Here is an 18323-nt window from a genome sequence, read left to right as displayed (position 1 = left end):
GAATGTGGCTCGAATCGCTCAATAATAGCCCCGTCCCTACAGACACCCTGAGTGTGTGAAACGACTTCACATACCCTGAGTAAACCAATAATAAACGGAGTTATCATGAGTCTTATCCTAATCTTGCTGGGGGTGATAGCCTTTATCGTCCTCGCAACCACCAAATTTAAGTTACACCCCTTTTTAGCACTCATCGTTGCCGCCTTTTTAGCTGCATTTGCCTATGGATTACCGGCAGATAGCATCGCAAAAACCATCGCTTCCGGCTTTGGCGGTATTTTGGGCTATATCGGCTTAGTCATTGTTTTGGGCACCATCATTGGTGTCATCTTAGAAAAAAGTGGCGCAGCCATTACCATGGCCGATACGGTGATTAAAGTGCTTGGCGAACGCTCACCAACACTCACCATGAGCATCATTGGCTACATCGTTTCGGTGCCTGTGTTTTGTGATTCGGGATACGTGATTTTGAACTCGCTAAAAGAGTCGCTCGCGAACCGTTTAAAAACCTCCAGCGTGGCGATGAGTGTGGCATTGGCGACGGGTCTCTATGCGACACACACCTTCGTTCCGCCAACACCGGGTCCAATCGCGGCAGCGGGTAACCTAGGCCTTGAATCTAATCTGGGTTTGGTGATTGGTGTCGGTATCTTTGTGGCCGCGACCGCTGCGATTGCAGGTATGTTGTGGGCAAATCGATTCAAAGATGTGGAGCCTGATGGCGGTGATCAGTTAGCTGAAGCAAAACAAGATTGGAAAGAGCTCAAGGCTTCGTATGGTGAACTGCCGACAGCGGGCCAAGCGTTCGCACCCATTTTCGTCCCTATTCTTCTGATCTGTTTAGGCTCTATCGCTAAGTTCCCAAGCCTGCCGTTAGGCGATGGCACTATGTTTGATGTTCTCTCTTTCTTAGGCCAACCACTGACGGCGCTGATTATTGGTCTGTTCCTGTCGGTTCGCTTGCTAAAAAGTGACAACAAGGTGGAAGAGTTTGGCGAGCGTATTAGCCAAGGAATTACGTCAGCAGCGCCAATTCTACTCATTACTGGTGCGGGTGGTGCATTTGGCGCTGTGTTGAAAGCGACGCCGCTCGGCGAGTACTTGGGTACGACGTTATCGGCGTTGGGCGTTGGTATCTTCATGCCGTTTATTGTGGCGGCTGCATTGAAGTCAGCGCAGGGCTCATCAACGGTTGCGCTGGTTACGACTTCCGCTTTGGTGGCTCCAATGTTGGCACAACTCGGGCTAGACTCTGAAATGGGACGAGTGCTAACGGTGATGGCGATTGGTGCCGGTGCGATGACGGTATCGCATGCCAATGACAGCTTCTTCTGGGTGGTATCTCAGTTTAGCCGTATGTCGGTTGGCTTGGCGTATCGCGCGCAAACCATGGCCACTTTGGTACAAGGCGTGACAGCCATGACGCTAGTTTACATTCTAAGTCTTGTTCTGCTGTAGCAAGCCAATATAGGAAACCAATATGAAAGTAGTTATCGCTCCAGATTCTTACAAAGAAAGTTTAACCGCTATGGAAGTGGCAACTGCGATTGAAAATGGCTTTAAAGAAATCATGCCTGACGCAGAGTACATCAAACTGCCGATGGCTGATGGAGGAGAAGGTACCGTACAGTCCCTAGTGGATGCCACGGGCGGCGATATCGTGACGGTGGAAGTCACCGGTCCGTTAGGCCAACCTGTGGAAGGGTTTTATGGTTTGTTGGGTGATGGCTCTACTGCGGTGATTGAAATGGCCGCAGCGTCAGGGCTGCACTTAGTGGATCCAAGTGAGCGAAACCCGCTCCTTACCACAACCTACGGTACTGGCCAGCTTATCAAAGCGGCACTCGATAAAGGTGTGAACCACATTATCATCGGTATTGGTGGTAGCTCGACCAATGATGGTGGGGTGGGAATGGCACAAGCTCTTGGCGCGAAACTGGTCGACGCTGAGGGAGCCGACTTGCCTTTTGGTGGTGGCGCCATAGCGCGTTTAGCTAAGATTGATTTGTCTGGTTTGGATCCTCGTTTAGCAAAGATTCAACTCGAAGTCGCTTGTGATGTTGATAATCCTTTGTGTGGCCCCAAAGGCGCCTCTCATGTGTTTGGCCCGCAAAAGGGCGCAACCCCTGAAATGGTTGAACAGCTTGACCAAAACCTCGCGCACTACGCTGCTATGATCCATCAAACCAATGGTAAGGATGTGATCAGTCAAGCGGGTGCAGGAGCTGCTGGTGGACTGGGCGCGGCGCTTTTGGGCTTATTTGATGCAACACTTCGCCCCGGCATTAACATAGTGATGGATGCGGTTAACCTTGCTGAAGTTGTGAAAGATGCCGACCTAGTGATTACGGGTGAAGGGCGCATTGATAGCCAAACCATTCATGGTAAAACACCAATTGGCGTGGCACGTACCGCGAAGCTCTATCAGTTACCTGTGATTGGCATTGCGGGCAGTACTGCGCAAGATTGTCGCGTGGTCCATGATCACGGCATTGATGCGGTGTTCAGTGTGGTGTTGGGGGCAACAGATCTACCCACCGCGCTGAAAGAGGCGGCATTTAACGTGGAGATGACGGCGCGCAATGTGGCCGCTACGCTCGCGATGCGTTTTCGTTAACCGTCTTCAATTAAACAAAGTAAAAAATGACCGCATAGTGCGGTCATTTTTTCATTCATAGTTTTCTATTCGCATTAGTTTAACAGTAAACGCTAATCTCAATCAGATTAGAGTCTGGATCTAGAAAGTAGACTGACTGAATAGGGCCTTGGGCTCCAGATTTCTCAACTGGCCCTTCGATGATCTCTACCTGCTCTTTAGTTAAGTGAGTAATCACTTCCTCGAGTGGCCAACGTGTTATCAAACAAAGATCTCCTGAGCCAACTTGCGCTCGGTTTCTCGACTCCTGACCTAACAGTTGTAAATTAATCTTCTGGTTTCCAAACTTTAGCGCTTTGCGACCGTTGGCGAAGGTGACCTCTTCCATCAACAGAACCCGTTGGTAAAACGCTATAGAATGGGCAATGTCCGAGACGGTGAGAACAATATGGTCGATATGGCTTATCATTGTAGTTCTTCCTCGGCAGTCGGTCTTTCGCTCAAAGCAATCAATCGAGTGCCTGCAATTTTATCATGCAGGAATAGACGATCTTTGTTAAAGAATACGTACAGAAAGCCAAGTCCCACTGTCGCTACGGTGAAAAATTTGAGAAAGTTGCGTTCGCAAGATTGCCACAAAGAGATGTCTCCCCCCTCTTTGTCGACGACTTTTATCTTCAATGCCGATTTACCGACCGTATTGAACCCTCCTCGGCACTCAAAGATGACAAAGTAGATAAAACAAAGTAGAGCGGAAAAGTCTCTGACTTGGTTTCGGTGTGGGTAGAATTCTGTTCGCTCAATCGTCCCGTCTAAAAATCCTTTAAAAATAATGTCATAACCCATAAAGAACCAAAAGAAGCCAAAAGTGATGAAAAATATGGGGAGTACATCAATGAGATATGCGAAAAATCGGCGCCAAAGCATGAGTAGAGTTTACCTTTTTAAAGAGTTTGAAAAATGATGTGTTTTGCTTGCAGCTAGTGCGCTGAAAAGATCACTAGATGCATAGGTCGAGAGACTATGTCAGAGTCTTTTCCATCACGACGCAATCTAAGCTCACTCCTCGTGGAGAGTGATAGGTCGAGATTTCCTCCCCATGAAATCCGCAAGAGCGATAGAAAGGAGCAGCATTTAGGGTTGCCTCTAAGACCATTTTTTCCAGTTTGTGCTCTCTAGCCATTTGCTCAAGAAAAGCCAGCATCTTCTTTGCTGCGCCCAAACCAAAATAAGGCGGATCGACAAATATGGCATCGACCATGCCTGTCTCGGTGTTGAGTTTGCCACACCCCACTACGTTGCCATCTACCTCAGAAACGTAAAAGGTCGCGACAATGTCCTTTTTCAGCTGTTCGGACACGCCACCTTGCGTCCAAAGGGCGAGCTGCTCTGGTTGATAGTGGTCTGCGCATTTGGCAAGAATGGAGCGCTTGCGCAAATCGTAGATAGGCTGAACATCAGACGCATTGGCTTTGCGGATCTCTATCATGCGTTCTTCCTTGAATAGCGATTGAATAGGGCAACGAATTGCTTTGGATGCATAATGACACAGAGGCGCGTTTTTCTACAAATCCATTTTATAAATCATTGGTTTACTGCGGGCGTCTGCTGTTTGGTGGGGCGCTCAATAAAGCGCTTGATCAAAAAGGCCGCGAATCGTCGCGGCCTTGGGGAGTTGAGTCGTGAGCTAGTTAACAGCCGTAAGTCTCTTTGATGTAGGCTTCAAATTGATCGCACATCGCCTCATCAGACTCTTGGTTGCTTGCCAACTCTTTGCTGCCATCGACGACTTTAATGGTCGCGTTTAATGACGCAACTTCCGCTTGTTGGCGCGTCGCTAAGCTGGCAATTTTTTCTTGCTGCGCTGCCCAAGCCTCTTCTGAAGAGAGGTTACATGCATCCGCCAAATACTTAGCGTTAAATCCTTCACCCGTTAAGCTCACAATGGTTTCGTTATGAGAAAGCTGGTTGCCTGAATGCCAATAGTGCTGAGCAAGCAGAGGGCCGATTTCAGGGTTGTCGGTTAGGTAGCCAAACTTATCGAGGAAGTAAGCACGCGTCTGGTACACCGCCATATGTGCTAGCAGGTAGCCGTGATAGGCACAAGCAGCTTCATCTGACACTAGGTGAGGGATTGCCATAAGCGGGCGCGGGCTGCACTCTAGACCAAGAATCTGTTTTTCACACTGGCGCGCAAGAGCGGTAATGCGCTCAGGAGTAAGCTCTTCATCGCTCAGTTGATACAGCGCGCGTTCAAAGTAAGGCACAACCAAGATGCTACGTTCTGAGAAAGCAGCAAACGGCTGACGACTGTTGATCATTGCCTTAATCACGTCGTCAGGGACAGGGTTGCCTTGTGCGTCCAGTGCGTACTGTTTTAACCAGTCTGCATCGTTGAGCAAGCTATCACAGAACATTGATTGTGTTTCTGCGTAGGCCATAGAGGTAGGCGCAAATTCTTGAGAGAAACACGGCGCGTTCATTTTGACGTTTGCAAAGTGCGCAGCGTGACCGCCTTCATGGAACAAGGTGTTGATACCAGAATAACCGCTGCCAACTTGGTCTGGCTTGGCGTTGCTGGTGAAGTTAACCTTGGCTGCAACCCACTCGTTTTGGTTATAGAACGAAGGAATAGGACCGTGGCAGAAGCCGTTCGGGTATTTGCCTTTTCTGTCGAGCAGATCCAGCGTGAGCTCTGCGCCAGAATAGTCAATGTTCAAACGACCAAACGATTCAACCCAGCGGCGAAGTGACTTGGAGAAGGGCACATACGGGTCCAGATCACGCATTGCGTCACCTGAGTATGAGTACACGAAGTTATGGCCCGTCAGTGCGTTGTCACCTTTTTCTTTAGCAAGATTGACGAGGCTAGCAAGGTTAGTATCACGAGTGCGAGCTTCAAAATCGTCAAGAATGGCAAACAGCTCATCTGAGGTCATTTTCTCCGTTTTAACGACGGAGTAATCGAAGAATGTGTCGTAACCTAAAGAACGCGCAAATTGATTGCGCAGTTTGATCAGCTCAATGAAGCCATTTTGTAGCAACCACTGCTCTAGTCCAAGTAGTGCTTGGTGCGCCGATTTGCGGACGTCTTCATGGTTGTTGGTACGAATGGTTGAGGCCAATACAGGCAGTGAGCCTTCAACTTGTTTGCCATGCTCATCGGTAAAAGTGAGTACATGGTTCTGCTTTCGTTCAAACAGTCCTGCTTCGAACTCAATCAACTGATTTTTTAGAGCTTGCGCTTCATTCCCTTCAATCGCGTGTGCTTGGAATGTGTTTAACCAGCCATTTAGTCCGGTTTGGGTCGCCTTTTTCTCGGTATCATCGGTAATAGATTCGGCTGCTTCCAACTGGTGTTTGATCTCAGCGATTTGATCGGCATTGCTAAGAAAGTTGATCCACTCGGTTTGCGCTTTGGTCGACCCGTCATGATCATCACTGATGCCCATGTAAGTCTCCCAGAAAAAGTCTTCTTTAGTTCGGTGGATGGTGAGGTAACGTTGATTCAGGTCGTTGAGATATTCTGTAGCGGTCATTTGGTTCCTTCAAATGTGTACGATAAAAAACAGGTCATTATCGCACGCTTTAGAGAGCGTTAGGAGTGATAGGCGAGATCCATATTGTCGTGAGTTGTAAATCCCACTCTACGAACATCGTATGTATTTGTCGAGAATAAGACGCATTATAACCCTATGTTCTGCGGCTTCTCGGACCAAAATGCACCCACATAGAACACACCATGTGGGGCAAAATGTTTACACTTTCCGCAGGGCAGCCTTTGTTAACCCGCCTTGTGGATGACGCCAAGAGTGACGCCTTGCTCAAAGCTGACTTTCCCCTGAACAAGCGCGTTAAGAGCTGCTTCACTGAGGAGAAGAACACGATTTGATGAAGACTCATCACTTGGAGCCGAGTGAACGGTAATGGATTGACCATGTTCAACCTTGCTCCATAAATGACTGTCGACAAGATAAATGTAACTAACTGACTGCAACTCACTGGCGTATTTGTCCGCCATTAGTTTCAGCCACCAACTGGCTCTTCGTAAACCAGAAGGCCCGTTGAGAGACGAAATCGTATCAATTGTCTGGCTGTCTAGCGCGTCGTACGTTGACAACGCGACATCTAGAGAGCCCGGGTAACTTTCGGTAAATGGATTGCTAAATTGACCATCGTAGGTACATGCCTGAGCAGCGAGGCTGACACTGCTCAGGCAAATCGCAACCAGCATATTGAGTTGCTTCATTGTTGCTTCCTATGGCGTGACGATGTTAAACCAGAAGTTGAAGGTATCTAGCATGCCCACAAAGTCTTTGAACACTTGTTTGTCGCCTTTCAGTTTTAAATCACCGCTTGAAATGGCTTGCTCAAGCGTCATCTCGCCAAGCTGTACCTTGTCTAACGCTTCTTTTGTTAAGGTTAAAGAGACGTCCGGATCGTCCGACTGTTTGGTGGTGTGGTTTAATACCGAGTTTTCGATGTAAAGCGTGTACTGCTCATCAAGGTCAGTGAAGTTTATGTTGATGGTGTAGTCTTTGCCCGCCGCTTTTTCTGGGAGCAGACGTACTGCTAAGTAGTCAAACAGCATTTCTGGTGGCATGTTTTTGATGATGTCTGGAGACGCGGTATTGGTGCCACCAGAAGAAGGTGTACCATTGCGCAGCTCATAGGCACCTTGGAGGTAGACCGAGCGCCAAGGTCCAGACTCTGCTTGGTAACCTAGCTGTTCATAGGTATCAGCGAGCAGCAGTTTGCCTTTTTTGCTTTGTGGATTGGCAAAGACGACGTGTTTAAGCGCTTCAGCCACCCAGCGGTAGTTTCCTTTGTCGAAGTCTTGTTGCGCTTTATCGATGACCGCATTTTCACCGCCCATGTATTCAACGTATTTGACGGCAGCGTTGGTTGGTGGAAGATTGTTCAGATCGGATGGGTTACCGCTATACCAACCCATGTAACGTTGATAGACCGCGCGACTATTGTGTCGGAGCGTGCCGTAGTAACCACGAGTATTCCAGTTCTGATCGATCTCTTTCGGGAACTGAATAATCTCGGAAATTTCGGAACCGATGTAGCCTTGGTTCATGAGTCGAACCGTTTGATCGTGAGTGTATTTGTACATATCACGTTGAAGTTTGAAGTAATCGACAATCTCTTCTTGCCCCCACATCGGCCAATGGTGACTTTGGAATTTGACCTCGACTTCGTCGCCCCACATTTCGATAGTTTCATTCAAATACGATGACCACTTCAGCGCATCGCGCACCTGAGCACCGCGTAGAGTGAGGATATTGTGCATGGTATTGGTACTGTTTTCTGCCATCCAGAGTGCTTTCTTCTCTGGTAGCCAGGTATTAATTTCAGTAGGTGCTTCCGACCCCGGCGTGTATTGGAATACCATTTTGACGCCATCAACAATGTGCTCTTCGCCCGTCTTTTCGATGACGAGTGTGGGTCTAATGAGCGTTGCTAGCCCCGTCGACGTTGTTTGTCCTAAGCCACCATTGACGCCTCCCTGCGCATTTCTAGGCAATAAGGCTCCGTACATATAGATGGCGCGTCGACCCATTGCGTTACCTGCAATCACGTTTTCAGATACGGCGTGTTCTGTGAACCCGTGGGAAGCAATGATTTGTACTTTACCGGCGGTCACGTCTGCTTCGTCGACAATGCCACGCACGCCGCCAAAGTGGTCGATATGGCTATGGCTGTAGATCACAGCGGTGACAGGTCTTTCCCCTAACTCCGAGTTGATAAAATCGAGTGCCGCTTTGGCGGTTTCTTGCGAGATCAGTGGGTCAAACACAATCCATCCAGTTTTACCCTCTACGAAAGTGATATTGGTTAAGTCGTAGCCACGTACTTGGTAGATTCCATCCGTGACTTTGAAAAGACCATTGATCACGTTGAGCTGAGCATTTCGCCAAAGACTAGGGTTAACGCTATCAGGTGCTTTTGCGTCAAGAGTAATGAACTTCTTGTACTCTTCGAGATCCCAAACGACATCGCCTTTGTCATTAGTGATGGTCACGACATCTTGCTTGGCAATAAAGCCTTTCTGCGCGCGTTCAAAATCTTTTGTGTCGTTAAACGGCAAGGCTTTATAGAGAGCTTGGTTGGCTTCGATGGTTGCCTGAGTCGCAGGTTTAGAGTCGACAGCGGCATAACTATTGACTGACATTGCAATGGTTAGAAGGGAGAGGGTGAAACGTTTCATACCTAGTCCTTGTTATATGAACAAACTTTTATATCTAAACATAGACTAGGTTTTAACCATTTCAATTTATTAGCAATTTAGTTTTATATTTCTGAGTGAATGCTCTGACTTCTTCCTATTGTTGGGAAATGAATCTCGTTTTTTTCAGCCCGCTACTGGAGAAATTACAGTGTAAATCGCGCTAGATGGAAACGCCTTTTTGATGCGATTTTAGCCGCCGATCTTCTGCACTACATTCTTTAACGGCTTTTGGGGCGCGCTCAATGATATACTCCCCAAGTCGACTCACTTCGGCATTCGGTTATGTGGTCAAGTCACCGCGTCCGTTAGCCTGTTAACTTTTATCTAGGAATCCACTCGATGTCTTTTTCTTCCTTATCTCTTGTTCCAAAACTTGTTCAGGCGCTGCCGCAAAACGTGGTCAAACCGACGGATATACAAGCTTTGGTGATTCCACAAATGTTGGCAGAGAAAGACGTGCTCGCGCAGGCTAATACGGGCAGTGGTAAAACACTTGCTTACCTATTGCCACTGTTGCAACGCCTGTTGCCAAATCCTGATCACCAAGCTTTAGTCTTAGTCCCAACTCGCGAACTGGCTTTTCAAGTCAATGATTCGGTAGGTGAAATCACTCAGCCGCTTGGTTTGAGTTCGGTCGTATTGTGTGGCGGTGTCGATAAAGCGCAGCAGCAAGCTAAGTTAGCGAAGAGACCAAATATACTGATAGCCACGACGGGGCGACTGTTAGATTTGCTAAGCGCTGAAGAGCTGTCGCTAAAGCGGGTGAAGACGCTAATCTTGGATGAGGCGGACCGTCTATTGGATATGGGCTTTTGGCCAGATGTCCAAGCGATTGCGGAAAAACTACCTGCACAACGACAAACGGCGATGTTCTCTGCCACCTTCTCTGACGCATTAAAACAAAAAGCGACGGCTTTGATGAGTGCGCCTGTTGCGTTGACGGCTCACCAAGAAAACAGCACCAACAAAGACATTGCGGAGACGCTTTATTTGGTCAACAAAGGCAGTAAAGCGAAAGCGCTGATTGAGCTGATTAAACAGAATCACTGGTCTCAAGCGCTGGTATTTATTGGCGCAAAAGAGAATGCCGATAGCTTGGCGAAAAAGCTTAATAAAGCCGCCATTACCACCAGTGCTTTGCATGGCAATAAGAGTCAATCTGAGCGTGAAGAGACGCTAGCACAATTCAAATCTGGTCAGACTCAAGTGTTGATTGCTACAGACTTGCTCGCCCGTGGTATTCACATCGAACAACTACCAGTAGTGATTAACTTTGAGTTGCCAATGCACGCAGAGACTTACGTTCACCGAGTTGGGCGTACAGCCCGTGCAGGCGAGCAAGGTGTTGCAATGTCGCTGGTCTGTCATGGCGAAACAGAAGCATTAAATGCCATTCGTAGCCTGACTCAGCGTGAGTTACCGGTTCAAGAGTTAGATGGTTTTCCTGTTACCGATAAACCCTCCACAGGCGAGAGCAAACGCGCCCCACGTGATAAAAAAGCCAACCGCCGTACTAACAGTAAAAAGAGTATTAAGCAGTTTCAGGGGAAGCGCCCAAATTCCAGTGCAAAGAGATAGACTACTGAGTGACATCCAAAAAAATCAGCCTCAATTAAACCACCATTTTGGTGGTTTAATTTTACCTCCTTATCAGCGATTGGACACGTTCACTTGCACTTACTCACACTTTGGTAATCTAGTTATTTCAACGACCCCCTGTCTAAATTGAGAGAATCCAAATAGGTTATATTTTCAACCCAGTACATTGATTCAATGGAATTTAGAATGACTAATATGGACAAAACGGTTGCAGCCCTAGTTGGGTGTTTATTGTTGGTTGGGGGATCTCGCAGGGTAATGCGAGAAACATTGAAGATAAAATTGTGCTTTCAGAGCAAGACCGCCAAGCCCTAGAGAGCGCATCAACCACCAAGGCGCAATTAGCGTATCTTCTTCAGCATTTTGAGCCCATCCTTAATCGCGATGACACGTTGAAAGGTGTCGATGCCGATGAAAATGGCATCCGAGATGATGTTGATGAGTTTATTAATGCATTGATGATCCCAGAAAATGAGCGAGGCTTCTATCGGCAAAGTGCAAGGCATATACAAACGGTATTTGACTACGACTACTCAGGAGGAACGGAAATAGATACGGAGATTGCACATGCACACGTGATGACGTTTGAACCGGTTATTCACTGCATGGAGCAACTGAATCTTGATTGGGATGATGCTAGTGACGCTCAGGACATGGTCTTTGCATTTACTTTAAATACAAAGCTAAGACGCCAGCATTATGCATACTACAGTAAAGCGTTAGATGGAACTGGAATTGAGGGTACAGAGCCTACAGGAGATGACTGCAAGTGACGATATCTTATGAACCTTCTTATCATGTTTTGCAGAATATCTCCCTTAATCTTGCTCTCTTTGCCTCTTTGATTCTTTAGCCAATGGCTAATGGATTTAGTGCCCTTGCTAGACTACTCCAATGGCAATTGAAAAGTGCTTTTGATCTCTTTGACGGATACGTTGGATTGAATCGCGCTGACGCCTTTTACCCGTCTCATCGAGCTTATGCGTTCAAAATATTCGTCGAGATCATGCGCGACGACTTGGACAATGTAGTCAGCACCGCCCGCGATGCAATGACACATGAGAATCCAGTTTGCATCGGCGACAAAGTCTTCAAAAGGCTCGGTGTTTTCTACTTCATGGCTGCCAAGGGTCACTAGCGTAAAACCAGAGACTTGGAAGCCGAGCTTTTTACGGTTCAGCTTTGCGGCGTAACCCTCAATGTAGCCTTCCTCTTCCATCTTTTTCCAGCGTCGCCAGCAGGGCGTTTCACTTAGGTTAACCGTCTCGGCGAGTTTGGAATTACTCATGCGACCATCTTTCTGAATATGGTCAAGAATGGCGAAATCGGTACTATCTAATTCAAAATTGGTGGATTCTTTCTTTTTCATAATTGTTTTGGGAGTAGTCTGCTCAAATTGGCTTTTATCGTAGCGCAGATAGCAATTTTCTTTCTACCCAAATCGTTAGACTGTTGCCATATTCGTTGATTAGTTTTTGGGAGAGAGTGCATGAGTGCTCAATTGTTGGCGGCATTTTTGTTGTTTGCCGTTTCTATTTCTTTAACGCCGGGAGCAGGTAACGTCGCGCTGTTAGGTATTTCGAGCCGATATGGGTTTTCTGCGACGGTTCCGTTTGTGTTGGGTAATGCCGTCGGGGTGATCATCATGTTGGTTGGTGCAAGTGTGGGGCTTGTCAGTTTGTTTACCCTTTACCCAGACTTGTACACGGCGTTGAAGTGGATTGGTGCGGCGTACCTTTTGTATCTCGCATGGTCGATTGCCACAATGGAAGTCGACAATGATTCGAATGCGAAAAAGTCCGGTTTTTTATCTGGCGTTTGGGTGCAAATTCTTAATCCGAAAAGTTGGGTTGCCTCGCTGACGGTGTTCGCTCAATTTATCTCGCCAAACAATGATTACCTGACACAGGTGGTGATCATTATTAGCGTGATGGTGGGAACGGGTGTGTTGGGGATGTTTGCGTGGGCGTACTTTGGCACCGTATTGAACCGCTTTATTCAGTCACCACAAAAGGTGGTGTGGGTAAACCGCTGTATGGGCAGCAGCCTCGCGTTAGTGGTGGTGTTTATGCTGAGCCAGCCGGTTTAAGCGTGAGTCTTGTAAAGGGATGGCATCCACCATCCCTTTTTCGTTCGGACTAACGGAACTGTGGCATGTAGTCGAGGTTGGCTTCAATCGTCTCCTCTAGCGCCTTTTCTAGAATCGTCCCGGTGGTCACGAGCGGGTTCAAAATTAAGGCTCGATGCGCGGCATTGCGATCGCCCGTGACTGCCGCTTCTACCGTGAGTGATTCAAAGTCTTTCATCAATTGAATCAAGCGCAGTGTGTCACTTGGGAATGGCGCTACGTTTAACGCCACAGGTCCCGATTTTGTGATCATGCAGCTGACTTCCACCGCGCAATCATCCGGTAAGCCTGCAATGGCACCGTTGTTACGGGTGTTAACGTGCATAATGGTGCGCTTATCGTTGTAGATAGAGCTCATCAGCTCGCAGGCAGCTTCTGAGTAGTATTGACCACCACGCTTTTCGAGCTCTTTTGGTTTCTCGCTGAGCTCTGGATTGCGGTAGATATCAAACAGTCGTTTCTCCATAGCTTTGACCACTTCACCGCGTGTGCCTTCGCCGTTCGCTTCTTCAATCTCTTGGCTCATGATGTCTTCGCTGGTGTAGTAATAGCGTAGGTAAGCACAAGGGATCATCCCCATATTACGCAGCAGCTCTTGTGGCCAGTCGAATGGAGGAATGTTTTGCGGCACCAAAGGATCGTTGCCAGATAGGATCTCTTCGACCACTTCTTGCAGTTTGTCGCGACCTTCGTGCAGGATCTGGCGTGCCCAGATAAAGTGGTTCAAACCCGCAACTTGCAATACGAACTCTTGCTCGTTAGCACCGAGCATTTGGGCGATGCCTTTTTGCATGATCACTGGCACGTTACATAAACCGACTGCTTTCACTTTAGTGTGTTTGAGAATCGCTTCTGTCACCATGCCTGATGGGTTGGTAAAGTTGAGCAACCAAGCATCTGGACACAACACTTCCATCTCTTTACAGATTTCCAGCGCGATAGGAATGGTGCGACAGGCATTGGCAAAGCCGCCTAACCCGTTGGTCTCCTGACCGATCATGCCGTACTTCAGTGAGATACGTTCATCACGGATTCGACCTTCCAAACAGCCAGCGCGAAATTGAGAACAGACAAAGTCTGCGTCTTTCAAAGCAGGTTTGCGATCCAAGGTGACGTGCACATCAATATGCGACATGTCGTTTTTAGCCAACATGCGACGTGTTAAATCGCCAATGATGCTGACTTTCTCTGCGCCATCTTCGATATCAACCAACCACAACTCGCCAATTGGCAGTTCATGATTGCGTTTGATCAAACCTTCGATCAGCTCTGGTGTGTAGCTAGATCCTGCGCCAATGATGGTAATTTTAAGATTATTTTTCATCGTGATGTTCTCGTTATGGATAAGACAGTTTGATTTAAAAGCATCCTGATTTGCTTCACAAACCAAACAAATCTTGCTATGGATTAGTACAGCTAATTTATGAAAGGTCGAATGATGGACAGAAAGCAGCAGATGCTCTCCAATATGTACACTTTTGCGATTGCAGGTAAGTTTCTTAGCTTTACCAAAGCAGCGGAAGAGCTCTTCATTACCCAAGGGGCGGTGAGCCAGCGAATCAAATCGTTAGAAGAGCAACTGGGCTTCAGTTTGTTTGTGCGCATGACGAGACGGCTAGAACTGACCAAAGAAGGTGAGCGATTACTGCATGCATTAAACCAATCGTTCGACGTTATTTTCTCTGAGCTCGAAGACATCAAGTTCAATGAACTGCGCGGTGAGTTATATATTGGAGCAGCGCCGACGTTCGCCCAGAGTTGGCTTTTGCCAAGGTTGCCAGATTTCCAACGTTTGTATCCGTATCTCAATATTAAACTGAGGGTGAAAGCGAGCCGTTTGGACTTTCAACATGAGCCCGTCGATATCGCGATTTACTACAGCGATAGCGAACATCCCGGTTTCTACCATCAGCGTTTATTTGATGAGGTACTACTGCCGGTGTGTAGCCCGAAGTACTTTGACGATCATTTCGCCAGTCAAACGCCATTGCTTGAGCAGTTGGCTGGCGTGACTTTTATTCACTGCTCTGAATCATTGGAGGCGAGTGAACCCAATCAAGAGTGGGCGATGTGGTTAGCCAAGCAATCTAAGCCGCTACTCAACACACTTAATGTGATGGACAGAACGTACTTGTTTAATCACGCCGATATGGCAATGACAGCAGCTAAGAACGGAATGGGGCTGGGGATTGCCCGTGAATCTTTAGTGAAAAGCAGCCTAGAAAACGGTGAACTCGTCGCCCCTTTTGAGCGTGTAAATGCAGAGCGAGGTTACGATTTGATCTGCCTAAACGGGCAGCAACACAGACCAAAGAATGCGGCATTTATTGAATGGCTTGAGACGCAATTGCCGACGCCCCAATAGGGGACAAGCAAAAACGCCCGTGGCGACACTGTTGAGTGAATCTATTGCTATTTCTTTGGTGGATGGATTGTTGGTCACTGTTTCATACAATTTATCATCGAGTCGAAGACGTTAAAAAATGGTAAAATCGCCTGCATTGCCACCCAGTGTCGAAGATGTGGACTGTATCATCAATCTCACACCACATAGTTTAAAAAAGCGGTGGCTAGGACGCTCAACAAGCAAGGAGATTTCATGCTTAATTCTGTAACAGCGAAAGCGGTGATCGATCATGCCCTCTTTTTAGGGGCTGATTTCGCTGAGCTATTCGTTGAACACCATCAAACCAACACTGTCCAGATTGCCTCTGGCGAGGTGGACAAGGTGAACTCGGGTATCGATTTTGGCATCGGTATTCGTCTCTTCTTCGGTCATAAAGTGCTTTACGGTTACACCAACAGCACCGATGAATCCGAACTAAAACGCGTAACCTCACTGCTTGCAGCAAAAGACAAGCGTGAGCAAATCGTGTCAGCAGGTTCTCTCAATCTGAACCGCTACCCAATTCAACATGATTGTCGTCTGCCACTTAGCAAAGACGCCAATCTAGATTCTAAAATCGCTTTCTTATTACAAGTTGATAAAGCCGCACGTGCAGAGAGTGAACATATCAGCCAGTTCATCGGCAGCGTACTTCAGCGCGAACAGCAAGTCTCTATCTTCAACTCAGAAGGTCTACACGTTGACGATACTCGTCACTACATCCGAGTTGCGGGTAATACTGTCGCGCAAAAAGGTAGTGAGCAGTCTTCAGGTATGGAAGGTCCTGGCGCTCTTGCTGGTTGGGAGTTCAGTGAACAGCTTGATGCGAAAGAGCTAGGTCAAACTATCGCGCAGCAAGCGCTAGTAAAACTTGGCGCGGATGCGTGCCCATCGGGTGAAATGCCAGTAGTCATTGGTAACGGCTTTGGCGGCGTAATCTTCCATGAAGCGTGTGGCCACTTACTAGAAACCACTTCGGTTGCAAAGAAAGCGTCCGTATTCCACGACAAGATGGGCGAAATGATTGCTCACACCGCTGTGAATGCTGTCGATGATGGCACCATGACCAACGAATGGGGCTCGATTCACGTTGATGACGAAGGTATGAAGACTCAGCGCACTCAATTGATCAAAGACGGTAAGCTAACCAGCTTTATGGTCGATAAAATGGGTGGCATGAAGACAGGTTACGAACCTACGGGTTCTGGTCGTCGTCAAAACTACAAATTCGCACCAACCTCACGCATGCGTAACACCTTTATCGAAGAAGGCGAGCATTCACTCGATGACATGCTGGCTGGCATCGAACGCGGTATCTATGCGAAGAAGATGGGCGGCGGCTCGGTTCAACCGGGTACGGGGGAGTTTAACTTTGCTGTTCGTGAAGCTTACCTCATTGAAAATGGCAAAATCACCAAACCTCTGAAAACTGCAACGCTGATCAGCACGGGTCCAAAAGTGTTGAAAGAAATCAGCATGGTCGGCAAAGACATGGCGCTTGCGCCGGGCATGTGTGGTTCAGTAAGTGGTTCTGTACCAACAACAGTCGGTCAGCCAACGCTGAAAGTCGATAACATTCTGGTAGGAGGCGGTAACTAATGAGCCAAGAACAACAACTTCTTAATGCGGTTGATTACGTCCTATCAGAAGCAAAACGCCAAGGTGCAGAAGCGGACGTCATTGTAAACCGCAACAGTAGCTTTTCTTTGAAAGCGAACCAAGGAAAGCTGGATGAGTACAAAGTAAGCTCAAGCCAAGTTCTGGGTGTTCGTGTTGTGAAAGATGCGCGTGTTGCAACAAGCTATTCTGAGTCGTTAGAGCAACCAAGCTTAGATTTGATGCTGACCAACGCACTACAAAGCGCTCGCTTTTCCAAGCAAGACGAACATCAGACCATTAGCTGCGTGAACAGCCAAATCACGACTGACGTAGCTGCGATTGCGCAAGAAGACACAACTTCGGTTGATGAAAAAATTGAACTGTCTCTCGCTCTTGAGCAAGGCGTAGTAGCGCTACCTCACGCTTCTAGCGCACCTTACAATGGTTACAGCGATGGCGAAACACAACTGATCATTGCCAATACTCAAGGTACATTGTGTCAACACTTCGAGCGCTCGTTCACTTGTTACGCGTATACCTTGTTTGAAAAAGACGGTAAACAGTCGATGGCGGGTAGAATGTCACTGGGTCGCCGTTTTGATGAGTTGAATCCAACTTACTGTATCGAGGGTGGCTACAACCTTGCTCGCGATCTTCTGGAAGGTGCTCCGGTTGCGACGGGTAACTACCCTGCTATCTTCCACATCAATGCGCTAGCAAGTTTATTCGGTGCTTTCGGCAGTGCTTTCTCTGGCGTAAGCGCGATGAAAGGCATTACGCCACTGGGTGACAAGCTTGGTCAACGTGTTGCGAGTGATTTGATTACCTTTACTGATACGGCTTACATGCCAAATGGTATGGCAATCGCGAGTTTTGATAGTGAAGGCTTTGCAACTCAAGACAATGTGATGATTGCTAATGGTGATTTGAAAACCTTGCTACACAACAGCCAGACCGCAAGTTACTTGGGCGCAGTCTCGACAGCAAGTGCCGCTCGCGGTGCAAAATCGAGCCTAGACGTATCAGCGAATCACAAAGTGATTGCGACAGGTAACAGCAGTGCGTCAGAAGTAAAAGCGGGTGAGTACCTAGAGTTAGTCGAACTTCAAGGTGTCCATTCTGGTGCGGATGCAGTGAGTGGTGATTTCTCGTTTGGTGCGAGTGGCTTCTTGTGCCGTGATGGTGAGCGCATTCAACCAGTGCGTGGTATCACGGTTGCGGGTAACTTCTACAAGATGCTGCAAGAAGTTGAGGCAGTGGGTGATACTCAGCTAATTAACGATAGCCGCACTTTCTTCTCGCCAGACGTTCGCTTTGCCCGTTTGAGCATTGGTGGTAAGTAAGGCTCAAAATAATCACAAGCCAGTTTAACGTATGTTTAAACAGCCCAAAAAGCCAGTATGTCTGTCATGCTGGCTTTTTTGGATTGTTTGAGAGTAATTGTCTTTGTCCAAACACAATCCCGTATTTCCTTTCTGCTTTAGAGTTGGCATCAAAAACGCGTTTAATAGTCGATGTTCCGTAGACTGAGGATGAGAGTGTGTCATCAACACGAAGCATGCCCCTTGCGTAGGGTAATTTCAAACCACGTATATTTGGAAAAAGAAACATTTGGATAATAGTCAACCCGCAACATTAGGTGTGGAAAAATAGAGAGACGGTTTGTGCTTAGAGTAATTTGTGTACGATAAAGATTAGACCGTATCATATAGGAATACGTTTGCTGTCACATTTTTGATAATGAAATAAAAAAACAAAAAATACTATTGATTAATAT

At 47.4% G+C, this 18323-nt stretch carries 16 protein-coding genes; 8 read left to right on the top strand and 8 right to left on the bottom strand.

The window, feature by feature from the left end:
• Window positions 1-105 precede the first annotated feature (105 nt).
• Complete coding sequence (locus U9J37_RS17580; RefSeq protein ID WP_005469052.1) at window positions 106-1458, top strand: GntP family permease; 1353 nt, start codon at window positions 106-108, stop codon at window positions 1456-1458.
• 22 nt (window positions 1459-1480) lie between these two features.
• Window positions 1481-2617, top strand: a complete 1137-nt coding sequence (locus U9J37_RS17575; RefSeq protein WP_005469209.1) for a glycerate kinase — start codon at window positions 1481-1483, stop codon at window positions 2615-2617.
• A 79-nt stretch (window positions 2618-2696) separates the two neighbouring features.
• Here U9J37_RS17575 and U9J37_RS17570 read toward each other — a convergent pair whose 3' ends face one another.
• From U9J37_RS17570 to U9J37_RS17545, 6 genes are all read right to left on the bottom strand, one after another.
• The gene (locus U9J37_RS17570) at window positions 2697-3065 is read right to left on the bottom strand and encodes a VOC family protein (protein WP_043886401.1); all 369 of its coding nucleotides are present in this window, start codon (window positions 3063-3065) and stop codon (window positions 2697-2699) included.
• Entirely contained in the window at window positions 3062-3523 is a 462-nt protein-coding gene (locus U9J37_RS17565; RefSeq protein WP_052238218.1) for an RDD family protein, read from the bottom strand. The genes U9J37_RS17570 and U9J37_RS17565 overlap by 4 nt, the downstream gene beginning before the upstream one ends.
• Window positions 3524-3617: 94 nt before the next feature.
• Window positions 3618-4085 (bottom strand): GNAT family N-acetyltransferase, encoded by a 468-nt coding sequence (locus U9J37_RS17560; RefSeq protein WP_005469200.1) that lies wholly within the window; start codon window positions 4083-4085, stop codon window positions 3618-3620.
• A 202-nt stretch (window positions 4086-4287) separates the two neighbouring features.
• Window positions 4288-6135, bottom strand: coding sequence for a M3 family metallopeptidase (locus U9J37_RS17555; protein ID WP_005469286.1), 1848 nt, complete (start codon window positions 6133-6135; stop codon window positions 4288-4290).
• Window positions 6136-6380: 245 nt separating this feature from the next.
• Window positions 6381-6845 carry a hypothetical protein gene (locus U9J37_RS17550; RefSeq protein ID WP_005469092.1) on the bottom strand — a complete coding sequence of 155 codons (465 nt, stop codon included), beginning with the start codon at window positions 6843-6845 and terminating at the stop codon, window positions 6381-6383.
• Between the two features lie 9 nt (window positions 6846-6854).
• Window positions 6855-8813 carry an alkyl/aryl-sulfatase gene (locus U9J37_RS17545; protein WP_005469012.1) on the bottom strand — a complete coding sequence of 653 codons (1959 nt, stop codon included), beginning with the start codon at window positions 8811-8813 and terminating at the stop codon, window positions 6855-6857.
• 360 nt (window positions 8814-9173) lie between these two features.
• On the opposite strand from U9J37_RS17545, the gene U9J37_RS17540 reads away from it, so the two are divergent.
• Entirely contained in the window at window positions 9174-10412 is a 1239-nt protein-coding gene (locus tag U9J37_RS17540; protein ID WP_005469302.1) for a DEAD/DEAH box helicase, read from the top strand.
• A 245-nt stretch (window positions 10413-10657) separates the two neighbouring features.
• Window positions 10658-11206 carry a hypothetical protein gene (locus U9J37_RS17535; protein WP_322414269.1) on the top strand — a complete coding sequence of 183 codons (549 nt, stop codon included), beginning with the start codon at window positions 10658-10660 and terminating at the stop codon, window positions 11204-11206.
• 113 nt (window positions 11207-11319) lie between these two features.
• Here U9J37_RS17535 and U9J37_RS17530 read toward each other — a convergent pair whose 3' ends face one another.
• Window positions 11320-11802: an Lrp/AsnC family transcriptional regulator gene (locus U9J37_RS17530; protein WP_005469058.1), complete on the bottom strand. Its 483-nt coding sequence runs from the start codon at window positions 11800-11802 to the stop codon at window positions 11320-11322.
• A gap of 120 nt (window positions 11803-11922) precedes the next feature.
• On the opposite strand from U9J37_RS17530, the gene U9J37_RS17525 reads away from it, so the two are divergent.
• On the top strand, window positions 11923-12522 hold the full coding sequence (locus tag U9J37_RS17525) for a LysE family translocator (protein WP_005469274.1): 600 nt from the start codon (window positions 11923-11925) through the stop codon (window positions 12520-12522).
• A 49-nt stretch (window positions 12523-12571) separates the two neighbouring features.
• Here the strand turns inward: U9J37_RS17525 and U9J37_RS17520 are convergent, their stop codons facing one another.
• On the bottom strand, window positions 12572-13885 hold the full coding sequence (locus tag U9J37_RS17520) for a 6-phospho-beta-glucosidase (RefSeq protein WP_005469291.1): 1314 nt from the start codon (window positions 13883-13885) through the stop codon (window positions 12572-12574).
• 114 nt (window positions 13886-13999) lie between these two features.
• On the opposite strand from U9J37_RS17520, the gene U9J37_RS17515 reads away from it, so the two are divergent.
• From U9J37_RS17515 to U9J37_RS17505, 3 genes are all read left to right on the top strand, one after another.
• On the top strand, window positions 14000-14926 hold the full coding sequence (locus U9J37_RS17515; protein WP_043886442.1) for a LysR substrate-binding domain-containing protein: 927 nt from the start codon (window positions 14000-14002) through the stop codon (window positions 14924-14926).
• Window positions 14927-15160: 234 nt separating this feature from the next.
• The gene (locus U9J37_RS17510) at window positions 15161-16546 is read left to right on the top strand and encodes a TldD/PmbA family protein (RefSeq protein WP_005469104.1); all 1386 of its coding nucleotides are present in this window, start codon (window positions 15161-15163) and stop codon (window positions 16544-16546) included.
• Window positions 16546-17889, top strand: coding sequence for a TldD/PmbA family protein (locus tag U9J37_RS17505; protein ID WP_005469072.1), 1344 nt, complete (start codon window positions 16546-16548; stop codon window positions 17887-17889). Before U9J37_RS17510 ends, U9J37_RS17505 begins: the two co-directional genes overlap by 1 nt.
• Window positions 17890-18323: the final 434 nt, after the last annotated feature.

The sequence above is a fragment of the Vibrio sp. 16 genome (assembly GCF_963681195.1).
Lineage (GTDB): Bacteria > Pseudomonadota > Gammaproteobacteria > Enterobacterales > Vibrionaceae > Vibrio > Vibrio sinaloensis_D.
This window is presented reverse-complemented; position numbering and strand designations above follow the sequence as displayed.

Excerpts from the sequence above, each read along its gene's own strand:
- U9J37_RS17580 (WP_005469052.1), top strand. The coding sequence starts at position 106 with ATGAGTCTTATCCTAATCTTGCTGGGGGTGATAGCCTTTATCGTCCTC.
- U9J37_RS17575 (WP_005469209.1), top strand. The coding sequence starts at position 1,481 with ATGAAAGTAGTTATCGCTCCAGATTCTTACAAAGAAAGTTTAACCGCT.
- U9J37_RS17560 (WP_005469200.1), bottom strand. The coding sequence starts at position 4,085 with ATGATAGAGATCCGCAAAGCCAATGCGTCTGATGTTCAGCCTATCTAC.
- U9J37_RS17555 (WP_005469286.1), bottom strand. The coding sequence starts at position 6,135 with ATGACCGCTACAGAATATCTCAACGACCTGAATCAACGTTACCTCACC.
- U9J37_RS17540 (WP_005469302.1), top strand. The coding sequence starts at position 9,174 with ATGTCTTTTTCTTCCTTATCTCTTGTTCCAAAACTTGTTCAGGCGCTG.
- U9J37_RS17525 (WP_005469274.1), top strand. The coding sequence starts at position 11,923 with ATGAGTGCTCAATTGTTGGCGGCATTTTTGTTGTTTGCCGTTTCTATT.
- U9J37_RS17545 (WP_005469012.1), bottom strand. The coding sequence starts at position 8,813 with ATGAAACGTTTCACCCTCTCCCTTCTAACCATTGCAATGTCAGTCAAT.
- U9J37_RS17510 (WP_005469104.1), top strand. The coding sequence starts at position 15,161 with ATGCTTAATTCTGTAACAGCGAAAGCGGTGATCGATCATGCCCTCTTT.
- U9J37_RS17530 (WP_005469058.1), bottom strand. The coding sequence starts at position 11,802 with ATGAAAAAGAAAGAATCCACCAATTTTGAATTAGATAGTACCGATTTC.
- U9J37_RS17520 (WP_005469291.1), bottom strand. The coding sequence starts at position 13,885 with ATGAAAAATAATCTTAAAATTACCATCATTGGCGCAGGATCTAGCTAC.
- U9J37_RS17570 (WP_043886401.1), bottom strand. The coding sequence starts at position 3,065 with ATGATAAGCCATATCGACCATATTGTTCTCACCGTCTCGGACATTGCC.
- U9J37_RS17550 (WP_005469092.1), bottom strand. The coding sequence starts at position 6,845 with ATGAAGCAACTCAATATGCTGGTTGCGATTTGCCTGAGCAGTGTCAGC.
- U9J37_RS17505 (WP_005469072.1), top strand. The coding sequence starts at position 16,546 with ATGAGCCAAGAACAACAACTTCTTAATGCGGTTGATTACGTCCTATCA.
- U9J37_RS17565 (WP_052238218.1), bottom strand. The coding sequence starts at position 3,523 with ATGCTTTGGCGCCGATTTTTCGCATATCTCATTGATGTACTCCCCATA.
- U9J37_RS17515 (WP_043886442.1), top strand. The coding sequence starts at position 14,000 with ATGGACAGAAAGCAGCAGATGCTCTCCAATATGTACACTTTTGCGATT.